Source organism: Rhizobium sp. SRDI943, assembly GCF_057653695.1.
Map to the genome: position 1 here is coordinate 3865781 of NZ_CM172787.1, position 22265 is coordinate 3888045.

Genomic DNA, 22265 nt, shown 5'->3' on the forward strand with positions numbered 1-22265 from the left:
GAAGACGCGGGCGTTGGCGCCGCGTCCCCGTCCTGGCGGAAGAGAGGGTGCCGGAGCTTACTTGACCATGTCGTCGCCGAGCGTTTCCTTGACGTAGTCGACAAGGATCTTCTGGGCGCCGGCGGCATCGGTTTCCTTGCGCAGCAGCGCTTCGGTGGCCCGCGCGACCCCTTCCGAGACCGTACCAAAACCGGAGGCCTGCTTCAGGAGCACGCCGTTCCCGGCCGCGGCATGGATCGGAACCAGTTCCGCCAGCTTCTGGAACTCGGCATTGCTAGCCGCATCCTTGCTGGCCGGGATGTTGCCGATGCGGGCGGCGTAGGAAACCTGCGTCTCGATCGAGCCGATCTCCATCAGCGCCTTGATTGCCAGTTCGGTATTGGCCGACTTGGAATTGACGGCCCACGGCGCAGCGAGATTGGCAAGCACATACTGGCCGCTGCTCTGGCCGGGAACCGTCCAGGTGCCGACCACCTTCGTCACGTCAGGGATCGGGTTCTTGCTTTCGCGACCCCAGTCGAAAATATAGCACCAGGAGCCGCAGGTAGTCGCGGCGAGCTTGCCTTCCGGGAACATCTGGTACTTCGGCACGACCCAGGGCTCGGGTCCGAGCAGCGGCTGCGTCGGCATCAGATCCTTGTCGATCAGTTCCTTGTAGACGTTGAAGACATCCTTGATGCCTTCGCCATTCAGATCGAGCTTGCCGTCGGCATCGACCAGCTGCGGCGTCTTGGAACCGACGAGCAGATGCTGGAAACCTTCGTCGAAGGCACCGCTTCCCCAGGAAACGCCGGCCGGAAAGAGTAGGCCGTAGGCGCCGGTCTTCTGCTTGATCTCGGCCGCGCGGTCGAGAAGTTCCTGCCAGGTCTTCGGCTGTTCGGTGGAGATGCCGGCTTTTTCGAGAACGTCCTTGCGGTAATAGATTTCCTGAATGCCGAGCATGAACGGCATCACATAGGTTTCACCATCCGGGCTGACGGCAAGCTCCTTGGCGACGTCATAGAGGTTGGCGTAGCCGTCCCAGGCCTTGAACTCCTTGGTAACAGGCGCGAGGTAACCGGCTTCCACCATGTCGGCGACCGCAGCCGTCGTCGGGATGGAGAACAGGTCGGGCGCGTTGCCGGCGCCGAGCTCGGTCAGGAGTTTCGTCAGGTAGTCCTTGTCGGGCGCCGGATATTCGATGACCTCGACGGTGACGCCATATTTCTTTTCGATCCGCTCGACCGTCGACTTCATCGCGTCGATGCCGGCCTGACCATGATTTGCAATTCGGATTGTTTCTGCCTGTGCCAGCGTCGAAACCGCGCTCAGCAGAATGGCGCATAGGCCGCCAAGAACCATTTTCTTCAACGGAAGTCCTCCCTTTTGTAGAGACACGGCGCCCTCCAGCACCGGTCGTGAAAATGTACACGCATTCCGAATGCTGACAAGACGGTTTTTGAAAAGATTCGATAGTTAGATTTAATATACTGATATTACTTATTTATTTAGATATTGCCATCGCCATACCGTTTGTGTAATCGTGTGCACAATGTATTCAGGGAGGAATTTCATGTCTGAGAAATTGCGCCTCGGCGTCATCGGCGCTGGCTTGAAGGCGGCGGAATATGCCGAGAGCTGGGTCAAGATGCCGGAGATCGAATTCGCTGCTCTCGCCGACACCACGGCGGCGTCGCGCCAGCGCCTGATCGACGTCTGTCTCGCCGCCGGCGCACCAGAACCGAGGAGCTTCGAGGATTATCGCCAGATGCTCGCGGAATGCCGGGACGAACTCGACATCGTCTACGTCTCAACCCCGCATGCCTTCCATGCCGAGCAGGCAACTGCCGTCGCCGAGGCTGGCCTCGATCTCTTCCTGGAAAAGCCGATGGTGACGACGGTTGCTGAGGCCGAGAGGCTGATCGCCGCACAGAAAAATAGCGGCGTCACCATCGTCACCGCCTTCCAGGGCGGCCTGTCGCCGCTGGTGCTCGACACGCGCCGGCGGGCCCTCACCGGCGAATTCGGCGAGTTGATCGCCATATCGGGCATGATCTGGGAAAGCTGGTCGTCCAATTACGACGGCCATTGGAAGCAGCAGCCTGACATCTCCGGCGGCGGCTTCATGTTCGATACCGGCGCCCATATGATGAACACCGTCTGCCTGCTCGCCAATTCGGACTTCGACAGTGTGTCCGCCTATATGAACAACCACGGCAGACAGGTCGATATCACCACGGCCGTCTCCGCCCGGCTGAAGAACGGCGCGCTGGCGACATTGACGGCCGCCGGCGAAGGACCTCCGGGCTGCGCTTCCTACATCACCTTCTTCTATTCGAAGGCGATCGTGCGCATCGACGCCTGGGGTGGCTGGCGCGAGATCAGTATCGGGCGGACCGCTGAGCCGCGCGAGGAAGCCGAGATTCTCGGCAACCCGATGAAGAATTTCCTCGCCATTCGCGAGGGAAAGATGGAAAACTCCGGCTCCGTTGAAATGGGCCTCAGATTCGCTAGGCTATGGGATGCAATCAAGGAATCGGCAGCGGCCGACGGCGCTTCCGTCAGGATCGTCGCCCAATAGGCGCTGAAGATGAGCGGAATGAACAGACGGCGGATCACTTCGAAGGAACTGGCGAAACTCGCCGGCGTCTCTTCCGCCACCATTTCCCGCGCCTTCTCGCCGGATTCGCGCATCGGCAGCGCCACGCGCGACCGCATCCTCGCCGTCGCCCGTGAACATGGCTACCAGCCGAACGCGATCGCCCGCTCGCTGAACAACCAGCGCTCGCGGCTCGTCGCCCTCGTCGTCAATGCGATCGGCAACCCTTGCGAGGCTGAGGAGCAACAGCTTCTCGTCCACCGCCTGCAGGCCAGACAATTGCTGCCGATCATCCTCTGCTGCGCCGATCATTCCGACCGGCTGCAACTGATGCGCCTTGCATCCACCTATCAGGTCGATCACGTCGTCGTCTTCTCCGACATGGTGTCGATGCAAGATGCGGTCGACATCTTCCACACGACGAAGCCGATCATCGTCTCCTTCGAGCCGCTCGACAACGAAAACGTCTCCAGCATCCGCATCGACGGCGCTGAGGCGGCCGACGAGATCATCGATAAGATCGTCCGCGACGGCAAGAAGCGTTTTGCCTACCTTTCCGGCACCAATTCAAGCTGGATCGACAAGCTCCGGCGAAAATGGTTCGTCGATGCGCTAGCCAAGCGCGGACTTGCTTTCGAGGCACAGGCCTTCGGTGACTACTCCTATGATTCCGGCTTCAAGGAAGCCGTGCTCCTGCTGCACCGGGATAAGGTCGACGCCATCATCTGCGGCAACGACGTCATGGCGATCGGCGCACGCGATGCGGCCCGCCGGGTGCTCGGCAAGAACACCCCTGATGATATCGCCATCGTCGGCCAGGACGGCATCGCCATGGCTGCCTGGGATTGCAACGACCTGACCACACTGAGCCTGAACCACGTCGCCTTCATCGATGCCGTCGTCGAATTGATCGAACGGCATGACGCCGAGATCGAAGGCCCGCACAGCATCACGCTCACCTGCACCGCCCGCTGGGGCTCGACCGCCTGAAGCATGTTGCCTGGAAGTGCACAGCGGTTGCGGGGTGACGACATGCATGAAAAAAGCTAAAGCGCGTCGCATGAATCGAATTCGCTGTGACGTATTTTAGCGGCTCGCTCATCCATTGCGTCCAGGAGGAATACCGATGACCAGATTTTCACGCGCCGAGAGGCGCCGCAATGTCCCTGATGTCGTAACCTGGAGAGCCTGAAATGCGTTCCGTCGTTTCCTTCAACGAAGGCTGGAGTTTCCATGAGGGCTTCGGCCAGCGTTTGCTCGAAGCTTTCGATGCCGCCAAGTCGGTCAGCCTGCCGCATACCGCCGTCGAACTGCCCTTCAGCTATTTCGACGAGACCAGCTATCAGCGCGCCTTCACCTATCAGAAGGTGCTGCGCTGGCTGCCGGAATTCGAGGGCCGCGAGGTTTCGCTCGTCTTCGATGCCGCCATGGCCGACAGCGTCGTCTATCTGAACGGCGAAGAAATCATTGCCCATAAGGACGGATACACGCCCTTCGAGGCCCGCCTCACCGGCAAGCTCGTCAAGGGCGAGAACCTCGTCACCGTCAAGATCGACGGCAGCGAGAACCCTGACATTCCGCCTTTCGGCGGCCGCATCGATTATCTGACCTATGCCGGCATCTACCGCGATGTCTGGCTGAAGGTCACCGACCCGGTCTCGATCCGCAATCTCAAGATCGAAACCACTGACGTTCTTCGCCCGGAGAAATCGGCGACCATCCGCGTCGACATCGCCAATCCCGAGGGCCGCAGCTTCTCGGCGACCGTCACCGCCACGCTGAAACAGGCCGACGGCACGGTGGTCGCCACTGCCGCGACCGAAACGATCGGCAGCCGCACCACGCTCTCCTTTGGCGGCCTCACCGGCATCGCCCTCTGGGACATCACCGATCCCACGCTCTATGACGTCACCGTCGAGCTCAGGACCGAACACGGCTCCGACCGTATTTCCACCCGGTTCGGCTTCCGCACCGCCGAATTCACGCCGGAAGGTTTCCTCCTCAACGGCAAGCCGCTGAAGCTGCGCGGCCTCAACCGTCACCAGGCCTTCCCCTATGTCGGTTATGCCGCCGGCCGCTCCGCCCAGGAGCGTGACGCCGACATCATGAAGACGGTGCTGAAGTGCAACATCGTCCGCACCTCGCATTATCCGCAGTCGAAATGGTTCCTCGACCGATGCGACGCAATCGGCCTACTGGTTTTCGAGGAGATCCCCGGCTGGCAGCATATCGGCGATGCCGACTGGCAACAGGAATCGATCGAAAACGTCCGCCGCATGATCGAGCGCGACTGGAACCATCCCTCGATCATCATCTGGGGCGTGCGCATCAACGAATCGCAGGATAGTCACGATTTCTACGCCGAGACCAATCGGTTGGCCCGCGAACTCGACAGCACCCGCCAGACCGGCGGCGTGCGTTATCTCACCGAGAGCGAGTTGCTCGAAGACGTCTACACGATGAACGACTTCATCCTCGGCAATGAAGAGCTGCCGGGCGCCAACCGCCCGCGCACCGCCCTGCGCGCCCAGCAGGAAAATACCGGACTATCGCACAAGGTGCCGTACCTCATCACCGAGTTCAACGGCCACATGCACCCGACGAAGATCTATGACCAGGAGCAGCGCCAGGCCGAGCATGTGCGCCGGCACCTGGAAGTGCTGAATGCAGCCCATGGCGATCCTGATATCTCCGGCGCCATCGGCTGGTGCATGTTCGATTACAACACCCACAAGGATTTCGGCTCCGGCGACCGCATCTGCTATCACGGCGTGATGGACATGTTCCGCGAGCCGAAATTCGCGGCCTATGCCTATATCAGCCAGTGCGACCCTTCCGAGGAGATCGTCATGAAGCCGGTGACCTTCTGGGCGCGCGGCGAACGCAATATCGGCGGCGTGCTGCCGCTGATCATCCTGACCAATTGCGACGAGGTGGAACTGCAATATGGCGGGCTTTCCAAGCGCATCGGTCCGGATCGCGAGAACTACCCGCATCTGCCGCACCCGCCCGTCGTGCTCGACCATCGGCACTTTACCGCCGATGAGCTCGGCACCTGGGGTCTCGAATGGATCGACGGCACCTTCACCGGCTATATCGGCGGCGAGCCGGTGGCCAGCCTGACGCTGGTGGCCGATCCGTTGCCGACGACCCTGGAAGTCGTTGCCGACAGCTCGACGCTGAAGGCCCGTGAACGCGACAGCACGCGGGTCATCATTCGCGCCCTCGACCAGCGCGGCCAGCGCCTGCCTTTCTTGAACGACAGCATTTCGCTGAAGGTTCACGGCCCGGCTAGGATCGTCGGCCCGACCAATGTCCCGCTGCAGGGCGGCACCGCCGGTTTCTGGCTGGAGGCGACCGGGTTCACCGGCGAGATCACTATCGAAGCGGTTTCCACGCGTTTTGCGTCGGTGACGCTCGGCGTGACGGCTGCCTAGCGCATAACCCCGAAAATCGAAATCGATTTTCGGAAAGGAATTATGCGCAAACTCAAACTGTTAGAGCATCCTTAGTGCGTCTTTCTAGACGCGCGGCGCTCCAACGGCCCTCACCCGATCCTGAGCTGGCTACTGGGATCGAAGAACACGGCCTTGTCGAGATTGAATGCCAGACGGGTGTTTTGTCCTGGCGCGATGCCGGTATCGGCGCGTAGGCGGGCGACGACGGATTTGCCGCCGAGCTTGGTGACGGCGAAGGTGTCGGAGCCGGCCGGTTCGACCACCTCGATCAGGCAATCGCCCTCGGTCAGCGAGCGCGCCTTGCGGTCGGCGCCATCGGGATCGGTCAGGGCCTCCGGGCGGATGCCGAAGATCACGTGTTTGCCGGTATAGGCGGTCAGGCCGTCATTGCCTGCGATGACCGGCAGCCTCAGCGGGGCGGCATTCGGCCGCTCCAGCGAGACTTCCAGCCCGCCGGCGCCGTTTTCGACGGTGGCGTTGAGCAGGTTCATCGCCGGCGATCCCATGAAGTCGGCGACGAAGATGTTGGAAGGGCTGTTATAGATCTCGGCCGGCGTGCCGAACTGCTGCAGCACGCCATCCTTCAGCACGGCGATCTTGGTCGCCAGCGTCATCGCCTCGATCTGGTCGTGGGTGACATAGACGAAGGTGGTGCCCATGCGCTGATGCAGCCGCTTGATCTCGGTGCGCATGTCGACGCGCAGCTTGGCATCGAGGTTGGAGAGCGGCTCGTCGAACAGGAAGACCTGCGGATTGCGCACCAGCGCTCTCCCCATGGCGACACGCTGGCGCTGGCCGCCGGAGAGCTGGCTCGGCTTGCGGTCGAGCAGATGGCCGATCTGCAGCATGTCGGAGACCTGGGCGATCGCCCTGGCACGCTCCTCCTTGGGAACGCCGCGGATCTCCATGCCGAAGGCAATGTTGCCCGCCACCGTCATGTTCGGATAGAGCGCATAGGACTGGAACACCATGGCGATGTCGCGCTTGGAGGGATGCAGACCGCTGATGTCGCGCCCGTCGATCTTGATATCGCCTGACGTGATCGTCTCCAGCCCGGCAATGGTGTTGAGCAGCGTCGACTTGCCGCAGCCGGACGGGCCGACCAGCACGAGAAAGCCGCCCTTTTCGAGTTCGAGGTCGATCCCCTTGAGAATGTCGACGGCGCCGAAGCGCTTTTTGAGACCGGAGATTTCGAGGAAGGCCATGGATTACCCTTTGACAGCGCCCGCCATCAGACCGCGCACGAAGTAGCGGCCGGCGAGGATATAGACGATGAGCGTCGGCACGGCGGCGATCATCGCAGCCGCCATGTTGACATTGTATTCGACGACGCCCGTCGAGGTGTTGACGACATTGTTCAGCGCCACCGTCATCGGCATGGTGTCACCGGTGCCGGCGTAAGCCGAGGCAAACAGGAAGTCGTTCCAGATATTGGTGAACTGGTAGATGACGGTGACGACGATGATCGGCAGCGAGTTCGGAAGCATGATGCGGCGGAAGATCTGGAAGAAGCTGGCGCCATCGACCTGGGCGGCCCTGACCAGTTCGGTCGGAAAGGCCTCGTAGAAATTGCGGAAGAACAGCGTCGTGAAGCCGAGGCCATAGACGACATGCACGAAGACCAGATTGACCGTCGGATTGCCGAAGCCGAAGTTGAAGCCCGTGGTATTCTGCAGCGTCATGCCGAAGCGGCCGAGGCTGCCGAGGATCGTGGCCATCGGCAGCAGCACCGACTGGAACGGGATGAAGCAGGCAAACAGCATCAGTCCGAACACCAGCGTGTGGCCGGGAAAGCGCCATTTGGTGAGCACATAGCCGTTCAGCGCCCCCATGATGGTGGAGATTGCGACGGCCGGCACGACCATCTTGATCGAGTTCCAGAAGTAGCCCTTGATGCCGGCGCAGGTGAGCCCGACGCAGGTCTCGCCCCAGGCCTTGATCCAGGGGTCGAAGGTCGGCGATTGCGGCAGCGCCAGCATGTTGCCGTTCTGGATCTCGTCCATGGTCTTGAACGAGGTGGTGAGCATGACGAAGAGCGGCATCAGATAGAGGACGGCAAAGATCAGCAGCAGGCCGTAGATGACGGTGCGGCCGATCCAGCGGGTGTTGGTGCTGTTCTGCGAGATTGCTGTCGGAGAGGTCACGCTGCTCATCGCGCCTTCTCCTTCAGTTCGGAATAGAGATAGGGAACGATGATCGCCGAGATCGTCATCAGCATGATGATGGCGCTGGCCGAGCCGACGGCCATCTCGTTGCGCTTGAAGGTGTATTCATACATGAAGTTGGACGGCAGCCAGGCCGAGCCGCCGGGGCCGCCGGAGGTCAGCGCCACCACCAGGTCATAGGACTTGATCGCCATATGGGCGAGCACGATGAAGGCGGAGAGAAAGATCGGCCGCAGCAGCGGAATGACGATGCGCCGATAGAGCTGGAAGGCAGAGGCGCCATCAATCTGCGCTGCCTTCATGATCTCGCCGTCGATGCCGCGCAGGCCCGCCAGGAACATCGCCATGACGAAGCCCGACGCCTGCCAGACGCCGGCGATGACGACGGTGTAGATGACGAAGTCCTTGTTCTTGATCCAGTCGAAGTGGAAGCTCGTCCAGCCAAAATGGTGCAGCGTCTGTTCCAGTCCGAGGCCGGGATCGAGGAACCATTTCCAGGCAACGCCTGTCACAATGAAGGAGAGCGCCATCGGATAGAGGAAGATCGGCCGCAACACGCTCTCGCCGCGGATCTTCTGGTCGAGCAGGATGGCGAGGAACAGACCGAGTGCCAGGCAGATGCCGATATAGAGAAAACCGAAGATCGCCATGTTGGTGATCGAGGTATACCAGGAAGACGGCGGATCGCTCTCGAAGGTCCAGCGCCACAGCCGTTGATAGGCGCGTGCTCCGGTCAGCGCATAGGAGGGGAATGTCTTGGAATTGGTGAACGACAGATAGGCCGTCCAGACGATGAAGCCGTAGACGAAGATGATGGTGATGACGAAGCTCGGCGCCAGCACGATCTTCGGCAGCGCATCCTGCAGCCGGCCCCTCAACGAGATCCCCGTCGATTGCCTCGGCGTCAGAACCGGATCGGTGGTCGCAACGGTGCTCATGGAATGTCATCTCCTGCCTGCAATCGGCCCCGCATGATATCGGGCATGATCGGCTCTGCATCATTGTCCGGGCATGATTGTCCGCGCATGATCGGCGCGAAGCCTGAAGCTTCCCCGCCAGCAGGGCGGGGAAGCATTGTCATAGACAGTGGTCTCAGCGGGCGTCGTCGATCGCCTGGACGAGCTGCTTGACGGCTTCGTCGGAGGTCTTGATCTGGCCGTGGACGAACTTCGAGACGACATCCTTATAGGCATTGGCGATGGCCGGCGGAGCGCCGTACCCTTGCGCCAGCGAACCGAACAGCGTGCCGCCTTCGTTGGCTGCCTTCAGGTCGGCGATACCCTTCTTGCCGCAGGCGTCGAAGTCGGTATCGGGAACGTCGGTGCGAGCCGGAACCGAACCCTTGACGACGTTGAAGGCCGACTGGAAGCTCTTCGACAGCGTTGCCGTTGCCAGCGCCACCTGGGCCGCCTTGCGGTCGTCTGGAACGTTGAACATGCCGAACATGTCGGAGTTGTAGACCACGCTGCCGTCGGTGCCGGGGAAGCGGTAGCACAGGAAGTCGGTATCCGGCGTCTTCTTGGCGGCGACGAATTCGCCCTTGGCCCAGTCGCCCATCACCTGCACCAGCGCGTCACCCTTGATGACCATGGCGGTCGCAAGGTTCCAGTCGCGGCCCGAGAAGTTCGGGTCGACATATTTGATGATCGTGGCGAGGTTATCAAACGACTTCTTCATCGTGTCGGACTTCAGCGATTCATCGTCGAGGTCGTTGAAGGCCTTCTTGTAGAACTCAGGCCCGCCGGTCGACAGGACGATGGAATCGAACATCGTCGCTTCCTGCCAGTTCTGGCCGCCAAGCGCCAGCGGGATCACACCTGCTGCCTTGGCCTTGTCGAGCAGCGCGATCAGCTCGTCGAAGGTCTTCGGCTGGGTGCCGCCGATCTTGTCCATCACCGCCTTGTTGATCCACAGCCAGTTGACCGAGTGGACGTTGACCGGGGCTGCAACCCACTTGCCGTCATAGACCGAGAACTTCTGCAGGGCCGCCGGAACCGACTTGTCCCAGCCTTCCTTCTTCGCCGTCTCGGTCAGATCGCCCATGACGCCGGCCTGAGCATAATCGAGCACGGTATAGCCCAGCATCTGCGAGGCTGTCGGATAGGTGCCGGCCGCAACCATCGCCTTCAGCGCCGTCATCGCCGCATCGCCGCCACCGCCGGCAACCGGCACGTCCTTCCAGGCAAAGCCTTCCTTCGAAAGATCCTGCTTCAGAACGTTCAGTGCTGCCGCCTCGCCGCCTGACGTCCACCAGTGCAGCATCTGCACTTCCTTAACGTCAGCGGCGTGGGCAGCACAGAGGCCAGCCATCATCACGACAGCAACAGCTGCCGAGCTCAAAAACTTGTTCATGAATTTCCTCCCGTTTGCAAATCGGCGGCGGGACCTCCCTGCCGCCCGATGCTTCCCGCCATTGCAGCGGTCAGCATACGGCCGCGCTCCTCCGCGCGGTTGCTAATTTAAAACGTTATAAATCTTTGGTCGTCAAGCCCTTTCTCGACTCCCGAGAAAAATATGGTTATTTCACTAAGCTACTGAATATAATTCATATTTAATCTATGGCTAACAAAACGCTAAAATTTAAAACGTTTCCATTCGTCGATTGCGCGCCTGATTCATCGTGTTATGGTATCGGCAATTCCAGCATGGAAAGCCAAGGGTGACCGAACCGTCCCGGCCGCAACGCGGCGAAAATCTCGATATCACGCACAAGCGCGGCAAGCCGACCTTGCGAACGATCGCCACGATCGCCGGCCTTGCGGTGACGACGGTGTCACGGGCGCTTTCCGATGCGCCGCAGATTTCACTCGAGACCCGCCAACGGGTGCATCGTATCGCCCGCGAAATCGGCTATCTCCCTGACCGGGCCGCGCAGCGCCTGAAGACAGGCCGCACCAACGTCATCGCCATCCTGCTCGATTCGCACGAGGAAGTGGTCGGTTTCAGCACCTCGATCATGTACGGCATCGCCAAGGCGCTGAAAGAGACCTCCTACCATCTTGTCGTCGCCCCGAACTTCCTGTCGACGACCGATATCGAGGCCGCCGAATACATCATCCGCAACCACCTCGCCGACGGGTTGATCTTCACGCGCACCGAGCCGCTCGATGCCCGCGTCCGCCTGCTGCTCGAAACCGGCTTTCCCTTCATCTGTCATGGCCGCACTGAATTTTCGACGCCGCACCCCTATGTCGACTACGACAATTTCAGCTTTGCCTATGAGGCGACACGCCGGCTGATCGCCAAGGGCCGCAAGAAGGTGATGGTGATCCTGCCGCCGAAGCGGCTGACCTTCTGCCAGCATATCCTGCACGGCTTCATGACGGCAGTGCGGGAGGCGGGCATCGCCTATGAGATCCCCGAGGCGGTCGATCTCGATACACCGGCAGACGCGCTGCGCGACTTCATCCGCAGCTGCACTGATGCCCCGGATGCTCCTGATGGTTTCATCTGCCCCGGCGAAGTTTCGGCACTCGCCGTCATCAGCGGCATGAGCGATGCCGGCCGCATACTGGCCGTCGATTACGATATCGTCGCCAAGGAGACGTCCCGCCTTCTCACCCAGCTGCAGCCGAAGGTCGACACGATCCACGAGGACCTGACGGCGGCCGGCGAGGATCTGGGACGCATGCTGCTGCAGCGCATCAACAATCCAGATGCCGAGGATCTGCAGCTCCTGCTGCCGCCGCAGATCAACTTTCCGATCGGTTAGACGACCTCGCGTTGGCATCAAACCTCGAAGCTACGAAAACCGCCGTGAAATCAACGTCATCTCATCCCTAAAGACGCTGACGCTTCAAAACTGTTTCCATGACGCGTGATTTGTCCTAGAAGCACCGCGCAATCCGGTCGCAGCCCACCCGGTCAAAACAAGGGATCCAAAATATGAAAACCATCGTCGTCTGCTCCGGCGGACTGGACTCCGTTTCGCTTGCCCACAAGGTAGCAGCGGAAAAACAGCTTATCGGTCTCGTCTCCTTCAACTACGGCCAACGGCATCGCAAGGAACTCGACTTCGCCGCCAGATGTGCCTCACGTCACTCCGTTCCCCATCATATCATCGACATCGCCAGCATCGGCGGCCATCTCAGCGGATCGGCCCTGACCGACAATGTCGAGGTTCCGGACGGCCACTACGCCGAAGAGACAATGAAAGCCACCGTCGTGCCGAACCGCAACGCCATCATGCTGGCAATCGCGTTCGGTTTGGCGGCCGCGCAAAAAGCAGATGCCGTTGCCGTCGCCGTGCATGGCGGCGACCACTTCATCTACCCGGACTGCCGACCGGGCTTCATCGATGCTTTCCAGCGCATGCAGAACGAAGCGCTGGAAGGTTATGCCAGCGTGAAACTGCTTGCACCCTACGTCGATGTTTCCAAAGCGGCGATCGTGGTTGACGGCGAAAAACACGGCACGCCGTTTTCGGAGACCTGGTCCTGCTACAAAGGCGGCGAGCTCCACTGTGGGCGCTGCGGAACCTGCGTGGAACGCCGCGAAGCTTTCCATCTTGCCGGTGTTCCCGATCCCACGGAGTACGAAGACCGGGATTTCTGGAGAGCGGCCGTGTCGCGATACTCGGCCACGGAGGTGGGTTGATGTACCGCATCACCAAGGAGTTTCATCTCTCCGCCTCCCATCAATTGGATCACCTGCCTGCCGACCATCAATGTGCTCGGCTGCACGGTCACAACTACATCGTCATCGTCGAGCTGGCTGCGGAAAGCCTGAATGATGATGGCTTCGTCCGTGACTATCACGACCTCTCGACGCTCAAGCGCTATATCGACGAAACTTTCGACCATCGTCACCTGAACGACGTCTTCGGCCATTCAAAAGTCACCTCCGAATTCCTGGCGAGGCACTTTTACGACTGGTGCAAGCAGCGCTTCCCGGAGACATCGTCCGTTCGCGTCAGCGAGACGCCGAAAACCTGGGCGGAGTACAGGCCGTGAGCGTGGGGAGCATTCGCGTCAGCGAGATCTTTGGCCCGACCATACAGGGTGAAGGTGCCTTGATCGGTCTGCCGACGGTGTTCGTAAGGACAGGCGGCTGTGACTACCGGTGCTCCTGGTGCGACAGTCTTCACGCGGTCGACAGCGCGTTCCGGGATCAATGGATTCCCATGTCCACTGAGGCGGTCTGGCATAAGGTCACGGAACTCTCTGGGGGAAAGCCACTGACGGTTTCCCTTTCCGGAGGCAATCCGGCGATACAGCCCTTAAGGCCACTGATCGAGCTTGGCCATTCGCAAGGATACCGCTTTGCCCTGGAAACACAGGGAAGCGTAGCCCAGGCCTGGTTTCGCGATCTCGACGTCCTGGTCGTCAGCCCCAAGCCGCCATCAAGCGGAATGCTGACGGATTGGGATCAGGTGGACAACTGCCTTCAACTGGCTGCCGGCGGACCGGAGGTCGCATTGAAGATCGTCGTCTTCGACGATACCGACTACGAATTCGCCCAGTGCGCGGGTCAGCGCTATCCCCAAATTCCCTTGTTCCTTCAGCCCGGCAATCATACGCCGCCGCCTCCCGATGACGATGACGCGCGCATTGATATCGACGGCGTGATGGATCGGATGCACTGGCTTGTCGCAAAAGTAACAGCCGACCAATGGTTTGCAGCCCGTGTGCTACCTCAACTGCATGTGCTGCTTTGGGGAAACAAGCGGGGAGTATAAGTTTCTAGCGCTCCGGAAAGGCGAAAACATCGACCGGCTCGCCGAGCCCGCGCAGCGGGAAGGTGCCGAGGCTGTCCATGTCTTTCGCGCAGCCCGCCATTTCGACGAAGGCCCGCGACAGCAGCACCGGACGCTTGACCTCCTTGGTCAGGGTTTCCAGCCGCGAGGCGACATTGACCGCCGGACCGATGACGGTGAAATCCAGCCGCCGGCGCGAGCCGATATTGCCGTACATGACGTCGCCGACATGCACGCCGACGCCGTAGCGCAGCGGTTCGCGGCCGTTGCCCGCATATTGCTGGTTCAATTGCGCCATCAACGCCTGCCCTTCGCGGATCGCCTGCAGCAGATCGAGGCAGGCGGTTTCCTTGGCTAACGGGAAGATCGCCAGCAATCCGTCGCCCATGAACTTCAGGATTTCTCCGCCATACCGTTCGATCGGATCCGACATGGCGTCGAAATAATCATTGAGCAGATGGATGACGTCGTCACGCGGCCAGAGATCGGAGATCGCCGTAAAGTCGCGCAGGTCGCAGATCATGATTGCCGCACCGACAGTCGCGCCGCTGCCGCGCGTCGTGACGCCCGACAGAATCTGTTCGCTCGCATGCGGTCCGACATAGGTCTGCAGCAACGTACGCGCCATGATGTTCTTCAGCCGGATTTCGCTGACGAGGGTCAGGGCCGGCAGCAGATCGCGCAGGAAATTGACATGCTCGCTGGTAAAACCGCCCGGCCGGCTGGTCGAAAATGTCGCGACATGCCGTTTGCCGAAAGTATGCTCGAGCGGCCAGGCGATATACTCCGTGAGGCCGTCATCGCGCAGTTCCTGATAGAATGAATCCTCGTCGCTGTCGGCTGTGCCTTCCAGATGTCTACGCACCTCCTCCGAACCCTGATGGATCGCGTTGACGGGGCTCTTCAGGAACTCCGGCGTGTTTTCGACACCATAGGCAAATGTGTTGATCTTCGCCTCTGCCAGGCCTTCCTTCCAGAGGATGCGGGCGCCGATCCATTGCGGATGGTTCGTCCTGAAATGCAATGTCGCCCGCGCCACCGGCACCCCTGCCGCCAGCAGCCTCTCGCACATTTCCACCAGGATATTGTCGATGAACCGCTCACCGCGCGTCTCGTTCACCAGCCAGTCGAGAATCCGTCTTCTGCGGATCGGCCAGACGCCTTCTTCCGCTTCGACGGCAGTCCCGGCCTTGTTCAAAAAAGACGACATCAAAAACTCCCGCTACGCCATATCGGCGAGTACCGAATTTAGAGCATGTCGCGCAAAAGTGTGCCGCGGTTTTGCGATAACGACATGCGTAAAAACAAAGGCCTAAAGCGCGAAGAGCGTATCTGAAAGATCGCGACGCGCTTTAGTTTCCGCTGAATGTGGGCGATGAGGGAGCAAATGATAAGAGGCAGACGGCGATCAAGCCTCAGAAATCCCAGTCCTCGTCCTCGGTCGCCACCGCCTTGCCGATGACATAGGAGGAACCGGAGCCGGAGAAGAAGTCGTGGTTCTCGTCGGCATTCGGCGAAAGCGCCGACAGGATCGCCGGATTGACCTTGCAGGCCTCAGCCGGGAACAGCGCCTCGTAGCCAAGGTTCATCAGCGCCTTATTGGCATTGTAATGCAGGAATTTCTTGACGTCCTCGGTCAGCCCGACGCCGTCATAGAGCGCTTCGGTATATTTCGCCTCGTTGTCGTAGAGTTCGAGCAGCAGTTCGAAGGCGAAATCCTTGATCTCCTGCTTCCGTTCCTCGCCGAGCCGCTCCAACTCGCGCTGGAACTTGTAGCCGATATAATAGCCGTGCACCGCCTCGTCGCGGATGATCAGCCGGATCATGTCGGCCGTGTTGGTCAGCTTGGCCCGGCTCGACCAGTACATCGGCAGGTAGAAGCCGGAATAGAACAGGAAGCTTTCGAGAAAAACGCTCGCAACCTTCTTCTTCAACGGATCGCCGGAGCGATACTGCTCCATGATCAGCGCCGATTTCCGCTGCAGGAATTCGTTCTCCTCCGACCAGCGATAGGCATCGTCGACATCGGGCGTCGAGCACAGCGTCGAGAAGATCGACGAATAGGAGCGCGCATGCACCGCCTCCATGAAGGAGACGTTGGAAAGCACCGCCTCCTCATGCGGCGTTACCGCATCCTCCATCAGCCGGATGGAACCGACGCCGTTCTGGATCGTGTCGAGCAGCGTCAATCCAGTGAAAACGCGGATAGTCAGCTGCTGCTCGGCCGGCGTCAGCGTTGCCCAGGAGGGAATGTCGTTGGAAAGCGGCACTTTTTCCGGCAGCCAGAAATTGCCGGTGAGCCGGTTCCAGACTTCGAGATCCTTGTCGTCCTCGATGCGGTTCCAGTTGATGGCGCGCACGCGGCTGACCGGCTTCAATTGCATGTTCATTGTGTTCCCTCTTGAGAAATGTGTCCGGATTTGCCCCTCATCCGCCTGCCGGCACCGTTGCCTGGGTCGAGCCACTGGTCTCGACCCGTCCTTCGGACCCCCGCCAGCGGGGCGAAGGGGATATGCCGCACCCTTTTCCGTCTTTATTGCCGGTTCGTGTGGCAAGTCCCCTCTCCCCGTCAAAACGGGGAGAGGGTTAGGGTGAGGGGCAAATGCTCCGGAGCGAAATATCAAATTACAGCGTACAAGACACGCAGCCCTGCACCTCGGTGCCGGACAGCGCCATCTGGCGAAGGCGGATGTAGTAGATCGTCTTGATGCCCTTCTTCCAGGCATGGATCTGCGCCTTGTTGATGTCGCGCGTCGTTGCCGTGTCGCGGAAGAACAAGGTCAGTGACAGGCCCTGGTCGACATGCTGGGTCGCCGCCGCATAGGTGTCGATGATCTTCTCCGGCCCGATCTCGTAGGCATCCTGATAATAATCGAGATTGTCGTTGGTCATGAACGGCGCCGGATAATAGACGCGGCCGATCTTGCCTTCCTTGCGGATCTCGATCTTCGAGACGATCGGATGGATCGAGGAGGTCGAGTGATTGATATAAGAGATCGAGCCTGTCGGCGGCACTGCTTGCAGGTTCTGGTTATAGAGGCCGGAGGCCATCACCGCCTTCTTCAACGCCACCCAATCTTCCTGCGTCGGAATGTGAATGCCTGACGTCTCGAACAGCGCCTTGACCCTCTCCGTCGCAGGCTCCCAGAGCCGGTCGGTATATTTGTCGAAATAGTCGCCGGAGGCATATTTCGAGTTCTCGAAGCCCTTGAAGCTCGCGCCGCGTTCGACCGCCAAAAGATTCGAGGCGCGGATCGCGTAGTAGGTCACCGTGTAGAAATAGATGTTGGTGAAATCGACGCCTTCCTCGGAGCCATAGAAGATGCGTTCGCGGGCGAGGTAGCCGTGCAGATTCATCTGGCCGAGGCCGATCGCATGGCTCTCGTCATTGCCCTTCTCGATCGAAGGGACTGAGGAGATGTGGCTCATGTCGGAAACAGCACTCAACGCCCGGATCGAGGTCTCGATCGTCTTGCCGAAATCGACCGAATCCATCGCTGCCGCGATGTTCAGCGAGCCGAGATTACAGGAGATGTCCTTGCCGAGATGTTTGTAGGAGAGGTCGTCGTTATATTCGCTCGCCTCACTCACCTGCAGGATTTCCGAGCATAGATTGCTCATCGAAACACGTCCGGCGATCGGGTTTGCCCGGTTCACCGTGTCCTCGAACATGATGTAGGGATAGCCGCTCTCGAACTGGATTTCGGCAAGCACCTGGAAGAATTCGCGTGCCTTGATCTTCTTCTTGGAGATGCGGGCGTCGTCAGCCATCTCGCGGTACTTTTCCGTCACCGAAATCTCGGTGAAGGGCACGCCATAGACGCGCTCCACGTCATAGGGCGAGAACAGGTACATGTCCTCGTTGTTCCTCGCGAGTTCGAAGGTGATATCGGGCACGACGACGCCGAGCGACAGCGTCTTGATGCGGATCTTCTCGTCGGCATTTTCGCGCTTGGTGTCGAGAAAGCGCATGATGTCGGGGTGATGGGCATTGAGATAGACGGCCCCCGCGCCCTGCCGTGCGCCGAGCTGGTTGGCATAGGAAAAACTGTCTTCGAGCAGCTTCATGACAGGGATGATGCCCGAGGACTGGTTCTCGATATGCTTGATCGGCGCGCCTGCCTCGCGGATATTCGTCAGCGACAGCGCCACGCCGCCGCCGCGCTTCGACAATTGCAGCGCCGAATTGATCGACCGGCCGATCGATTCCATATTGTCCTCGACGCGCAGCAGGAAGCAGGAAACCAGTTCGCCGCGCTGCTTCTTACCGGCATTGAGGAAGGTCGGCGTCGCCGGCTGGAAGCGGCCGGAAATGATCTCGTCGACCATGTCGCGGGCAAGGCTCTCGTCGCCGCGCGCCAAGGCCAGGGCCACCATGCAGATGCGGTCCTCATAGCGCTCGAGATAGCGCTTTCCGTCGAAGGTCTTCAGCGTATAGCTGGTGTAATATTTGAAGGCGCCGAGGAAGGTCGGGAAACGGAACTTCTTGGCATAGGCCTGGTCGAACAGATCCCGCACGAAATTGAAGGAATACTGGTCGAGAACCTCCTGCTCGTAATAGCCCTCGGTCACGAGGTAATCGAGCTTTTCCCGGAGATTGTGAAAGAACACCGTGTTCTGGTTCACATGCTGCAGGAAATACTGCTTGGCCGCCATTCGATCCTTGTCGAGCTGGATCCGCCCCTGATCGTCATAGAGGTTCAGCATCGCATTCAGCGCGTGGTAGTCGAGCGTTTCCGCTGCTTTCAAAGGGCGTTCGAGAATTCCCGTGTCCAAAACCGTTCCATTCCGTGTTTGACGTTGGCGACATCCGCTTCTGTGCCCAGCAGTTCGAACCTGTAGAGGTAAGGCACCTGGCACTTCTTTGAGATCACGTCGCCGGCGAGCCCGTATGTTTCGCCGAAATTGCTGTTGCCCGCGGCAATCACGCCGCGGATGTGTCCTCGGTTTTCCGTATCGTTGAGGAAACGGATCACCTGCTTGGGAACGGCGCCCTTGCCGCCGTCGCCGCTATAGGTCGGCACGATCAGCACGAAGGGTTCGCGGATATGGAACGCGTCTGCGCCATTTGGCGGAATGCGCGCCGCGCGCAGTCCGAGCTTGGCGACGAACCGATGGGTGTTCTCGGACCGGCTGGAATAATAGACGATCAGAGCCATCGCCTTTCCTCAGGAAAGTGCGCTGATCATGTCGGGACGGAAGCCGGCCCAATGCTGCTCGCCGGCGATGACGACGGGCGCCTGCATGTAGCCGAGGCTGCGGACCCGATCGAGCGCTTCGGCATTCTGCGAAATATCGACGATGTCATAATCGACGCCCAACCGGTCGAGGGCGCGGTAGGTGGCAGTGCATTGGACGCAGGCAGGCTTGCTGTAGACGGTGATGGTCATGATATTCCTCGTGACGACGCGATTGGGACGCAGGACATCGATCGGAAATCTCGCGATATCCGTCGAAAACACTCTGTATTTTGCAGCGATGCGGCTCGTTCAGCCGCTGGGCGTGATCCGCCCTCTACCTCTAGCGGGTGGCGGCCTGAACTGAGATACTGACATGACTTCACCCCGAAGTGGCTCAATGCGAAGGTTTCGGGGGCGGAGGCTCGGGCCTGCGAAACGCGATGCGGAGATTCCCCGCAGCCATGCAACGCGACCTTCCGGACACCCCGCCCGTGGACGTTTCGTTCGAGGCAGGTCTCCTGGCTCACGGGTCAAAGCACCCTGCCCCAGCCTTCCCGGAGCATCATGCTCCAGTGACCTGAAATCGGACAGTTGCTCGCCGCTTACAGTTGCGGGGGCAGCTCCGGCATTGCCGCGCCATGATGGCGAAACGCACCGTATTCCCGTCTTAGCCGCCGATCCTCACGAATCGACGGAACCTCGAACACTAGATATGGTACGCGAATCGCTGATGACGTCAACAAGTTGTTGTGGCAGCGCAGCAATGGCGGCAGCGAATCGCCGTGACTGTGTATGATGTGGATAACGAAGCGTTAACGGAAAAGCGCTGTGGAGAACCCGTCAGAAAAGAGCCGGCAGAAGCCGGCTCCCCGAAACGACATTCATATTTTTATTCGAAGCAGCCTGAGCGCGTTGATCGTCACCAGCACGGTGGCGCCGGTATCGGCGAGGATCGCTGGCCAGAGCCCGGTAATGCCGGCGATCGTCGTCACCAGAAACACCGCCTTTAGCCCGAGTGCGATGGTGATATTCTGCAGGATGTTGCGCATCGTGCGTTTGGAAAGTTCGATCATCCGCGCCACGTCGCCAACGCGTCCGTGCAGCACGGCGGCATCCGCCGTCTCCAGCGCCACATCGGTGCCGCCGCCCATAGCGATACCGATATCGGCAGCGGCCAGCGCCGGAGCATCGTTGATGCCGTCGCCGATCTTGGCGACGATGAAGCCTTGGCGCTTCAATTCGCCGACGACCCGCTGCTTGTCCTCCGGCATCATCTCGCCGCGCCAGTCGATGCCGAGCATGCCGGCAACGGCTGCTGCCGTCCGCTTGTTGTCGCCGGTCAGCATGATAGCCTTGACGCCTGCTGATTTGAGGGCAGCGAGCCCGGCCTCGGCATCCTGACGCGGCTCGTCGCGCATGGCGATAAGGCCGGCCACAACACCGTTGACGAGCAGCACCGACACGCTCTTGCCCTCGTCGTTCAACGCCGAGATGCGTGCATCCTGTTCAGCACTGAGCGTCCCGCGCTCGCGGGCGGCGGGTGGCGACAAGAGGTCCAGCGTCTCACCACCGACTTTGCCGCTGACGCCCTTGCCCGGCAGCGCTTCCAGCTCGAAGGCCGGCGGCACGGGAACGCCGTCCGCCTTGGCGCGGTTGAGGATCGCCAGCGCCAGCGGATGGCTGGAACCCTGTTCCAGCACCGCCGCGCGCGACAGCACCTGCGCCTCGGTCAGACCAAAGGAAATGATGTCAGTCACCTGAGGCTTGCCTTCCGTCAGCGTGCCTGTTTTGTCGAAGGCGACCATCGTCACCTTGCCGAGCGTCTCCAGCACCGCGCCGCCCTTCATCAGCAGCCCGCGCCGCGCACCGGATGAAAGCGAGGCAGCGATCGCCGCCGGCGTTGAGATGACGAGCGCGCAGGGGCAGCCGATCAAAAGGATCGCAAGGCCCTTATAGACCCATTCGCCCCATGGCCCTGCGAACAGCAGCGGCGGAACGACCGCAACCAGCGCTGCGACCACGACCACGCCGGGCGTGTAATAGCGCGAGAACCGATCGATGAAGCGCTCGGTCGGCGCCTTCGATTCCTGCGCCTCCTCCACCAGCTTGACGACGCGGGCGATGGTATTGTCGGCCGCGGCCGCCGTAACGCGAACCCTAAGCACCGCATCGCCATTCACCGTGCCGGCAAAAACGACGGCATCGACGCCCTTACGCACTGGCGTGCTCTCGCCCGTTACCGGCGCCTCGTCGATCGCGCTCTCGCCTGAGAGGATGATGCCGTCCGCCGAGATCCGATCGCCAGGACGTACCATGATGATGGCCCCGACCGAAAGGCTTTCCGCCGGCACCTCCCGTGTCTGCCCATTGTCTTCGAGCAGCGAGGTCTTCGGCACCAGCGCCGTCAGCGACTGGATGCTTTCGCGCGCCTTGCCCGCTGCCACCCCTTCCAGCAGCTCGCCAACGAGGAACAGGAACACAACGGTCGCCGCCTCTTCGCCGGCATTGATGATAACGGCGCCGACGGCGGCGATCGTCATCAGCATCTCGATCGAAAACGGTGTGCCTGAGAAGGCGGCCATGATGGCGCGCCGCGCGATCGGCACCAGCCCGATCAGCATGGCGACGATGAAGGCGTAGGACGCGATCGCCGGCACGAGATGGCCGACGGTGTAGGCGGCAACGAGTGCTCCACCCGAAAGGATGGTCAGCCGGCCCTTCCTGCTCTGCCACCAGGGACCGGCCATCGGCGCATGATCGTGCCCGTGCAACCCCTCGATTTCCTTCTCGCCATGATCGTGGGGATGGTCATGGCTATGACCTTCATGATCATGTACCGCATGATCGTCGTCATGGCCCGCGTGATCGCCGCAGCCATGTCCATGATCGTGACGATGCTGTGAGCCCTGAGTATGCGCAGGCGCAGCGTTTCCGGCAAGCGGCGCGACGGAATAGCCGAGCCCCGTCACCTTCTTCTCGATCACCTTGAGATCGCTGCTGCCATCGTGCCGCACGGTCATCGTGCCCGCCATCACCGAGACGGAAACATCGGCGACACCCGCCACGCGTCTGACCGCCGTATCGATCTTGGTTGCGCAGGCGGCGCAATCCATGCCGCCAACCCGGTATCGTGTCTCGCTCTCAGCCATCATCCGCTTCCTTGTCAAACAGAAGCATCTCTCCTACATC

At 60.5% G+C, this 22265-nt stretch carries 18 protein-coding genes and 1 riboswitch; of the genes, 7 read left to right on the top strand and 11 right to left on the bottom strand.

The genetic code is table 11. From position 1 onward, the window contains the following. Positions 1-57: 57 nt before the first annotated feature. Positions 58-1350, bottom strand: coding sequence for an ABC transporter substrate-binding protein (locus AC245Y_RS19535; protein ID WP_017995260.1), 1293 nt, complete (start codon positions 1348-1350; stop codon positions 58-60). A 202-nt stretch (positions 1351-1552) separates the two neighbouring features. On the opposite strand from AC245Y_RS19535, the gene AC245Y_RS19540 reads away from it, so the two are divergent. The 3 genes from AC245Y_RS19540 to AC245Y_RS19550 all read left to right on the top strand — a co-directional run bounded on the left by AC245Y_RS19540 (position 1553) and on the right by AC245Y_RS19550 (position 6015). After that, positions 1553-2560, top strand: a complete 1008-nt coding sequence (locus tag AC245Y_RS19540; RefSeq protein ID WP_026157483.1) for a Gfo/Idh/MocA family protein — start codon at positions 1553-1555, stop codon at positions 2558-2560. A gap of 9 nt (positions 2561-2569) precedes the next feature. Beyond that, the gene (locus tag AC245Y_RS19545; RefSeq protein ID WP_017995262.1) at positions 2570-3568 is read left to right on the top strand and encodes a LacI family DNA-binding transcriptional regulator; all 999 of its coding nucleotides are present in this window, start codon (positions 2570-2572) and stop codon (positions 3566-3568) included. A 203-nt stretch (positions 3569-3771) separates the two neighbouring features. Next, positions 3772-6015, top strand: coding sequence for a glycoside hydrolase family 2 protein (locus tag AC245Y_RS19550; RefSeq protein WP_017995263.1), 2244 nt, complete (start codon positions 3772-3774; stop codon positions 6013-6015). 110 nt (positions 6016-6125) lie between these two features. On the opposite strand, the gene AC245Y_RS19555 is transcribed toward AC245Y_RS19550, so the two are convergent. The 4 genes from AC245Y_RS19555 to AC245Y_RS19570 form a co-directional block, all read right to left on the bottom strand. After that, positions 6126-7241: an ABC transporter ATP-binding protein gene (locus AC245Y_RS19555; RefSeq protein ID WP_017995264.1), complete on the bottom strand. Its 1116-nt coding sequence runs from the start codon at positions 7239-7241 to the stop codon at positions 6126-6128. Between the two features lie 3 nt (positions 7242-7244). Then, the gene (locus AC245Y_RS19560) at positions 7245-8189 is read right to left on the bottom strand and encodes a carbohydrate ABC transporter permease (RefSeq protein ID WP_017995265.1); all 945 of its coding nucleotides are present in this window, start codon (positions 8187-8189) and stop codon (positions 7245-7247) included. Beyond that, positions 8186-9139, bottom strand: a complete 954-nt coding sequence (locus AC245Y_RS19565) for a carbohydrate ABC transporter permease (protein ID WP_012759101.1) — start codon at positions 9137-9139, stop codon at positions 8186-8188. The genes AC245Y_RS19560 and AC245Y_RS19565 overlap by 4 nt, the downstream gene beginning before the upstream one ends. Positions 9140-9293: 154 nt before the next feature. Next, positions 9294-10553, bottom strand: coding sequence for an ABC transporter substrate-binding protein (locus tag AC245Y_RS19570; RefSeq protein WP_017995266.1), 1260 nt, complete (start codon positions 10551-10553; stop codon positions 9294-9296). Between the two features lie 307 nt (positions 10554-10860). Here AC245Y_RS19570 and AC245Y_RS19575 point away from each other — a divergent pair, with 307 nt between their 5' ends. The 4 genes from AC245Y_RS19575 (at position 10861) to queE (ending at position 13878) form a co-directional block, all read left to right on the top strand. Then, positions 10861-11913, top strand: coding sequence for a LacI family DNA-binding transcriptional regulator (locus AC245Y_RS19575; RefSeq protein WP_017995267.1), 1053 nt, complete (start codon positions 10861-10863; stop codon positions 11911-11913). A 173-nt stretch (positions 11914-12086) separates the two neighbouring features. After that, positions 12087-12797 (top strand): 7-cyano-7-deazaguanine synthase QueC, encoded by a 711-nt coding sequence (queC, locus tag AC245Y_RS19580; RefSeq protein ID WP_017995268.1) that lies wholly within the window; start codon positions 12087-12089, stop codon positions 12795-12797. Beyond that, positions 12797-13153, top strand: a complete 357-nt coding sequence (queD, locus tag AC245Y_RS19585) for a 6-carboxytetrahydropterin synthase QueD (protein ID WP_026157484.1) — start codon at positions 12797-12799, stop codon at positions 13151-13153. The genes queC and queD overlap by 1 nt, the downstream gene beginning before the upstream one ends. Next, on the top strand, positions 13150-13878 hold the full coding sequence (gene queE / locus AC245Y_RS19590; RefSeq protein WP_017995270.1) for a 7-carboxy-7-deazaguanine synthase QueE: 729 nt from the start codon (positions 13150-13152) through the stop codon (positions 13876-13878). The genes queD and queE overlap by 4 nt, the downstream gene beginning before the upstream one ends. Before the next feature lie 4 nt (positions 13879-13882). On the opposite strand, the gene AC245Y_RS19595 is transcribed toward queE, so the two are convergent. The 6 genes from AC245Y_RS19595 to AC245Y_RS19620 form a co-directional block, all read right to left on the bottom strand. Beyond that, positions 13883-15106 carry an adenylate/guanylate cyclase domain-containing protein gene (locus tag AC245Y_RS19595; RefSeq protein ID WP_017995271.1) on the bottom strand — a complete coding sequence of 408 codons (1224 nt, stop codon included), beginning with the start codon at positions 15104-15106 and terminating at the stop codon, positions 13883-13885. A 205-nt stretch (positions 15107-15311) separates the two neighbouring features. Further along, positions 15312-16286, bottom strand: coding sequence for a class 1b ribonucleoside-diphosphate reductase subunit beta (gene nrdF / locus AC245Y_RS19600; protein ID WP_017995272.1), 975 nt, complete (start codon positions 16284-16286; stop codon positions 15312-15314). A 235-nt stretch (positions 16287-16521) separates the two neighbouring features. Then, positions 16522-18603, bottom strand: a complete 2082-nt coding sequence (gene nrdE, locus AC245Y_RS19605; protein ID WP_244432260.1) for a class 1b ribonucleoside-diphosphate reductase subunit alpha — start codon at positions 18601-18603, stop codon at positions 16522-16524. 38 nt (positions 18604-18641) lie between these two features. Continuing rightward, positions 18642-19055: a class Ib ribonucleoside-diphosphate reductase assembly flavoprotein NrdI gene (nrdI, locus tag AC245Y_RS19610; RefSeq protein ID WP_012759109.1), complete on the bottom strand. Its 414-nt coding sequence runs from the start codon at positions 19053-19055 to the stop codon at positions 18642-18644. Positions 19056-19064: 9 nt separating this feature from the next. Further along, complete coding sequence (nrdH, locus tag AC245Y_RS19615) at positions 19065-19286, bottom strand: glutaredoxin-like protein NrdH (protein WP_012759110.1); 222 nt, start codon at positions 19284-19286, stop codon at positions 19065-19067. A gap of 281 nt (positions 19287-19567) precedes the next feature. Continuing rightward, positions 19568-19793: riboswitch (cobalamin riboswitch) on the bottom strand. Between the two features lie 164 nt (positions 19794-19957). After that, entirely contained in the window at positions 19958-22225 is a 2268-nt protein-coding gene (locus AC245Y_RS19620; RefSeq protein WP_017995275.1) for a heavy metal translocating P-type ATPase, read from the bottom strand. Positions 22226-22265 lie beyond the last annotated feature (40 nt).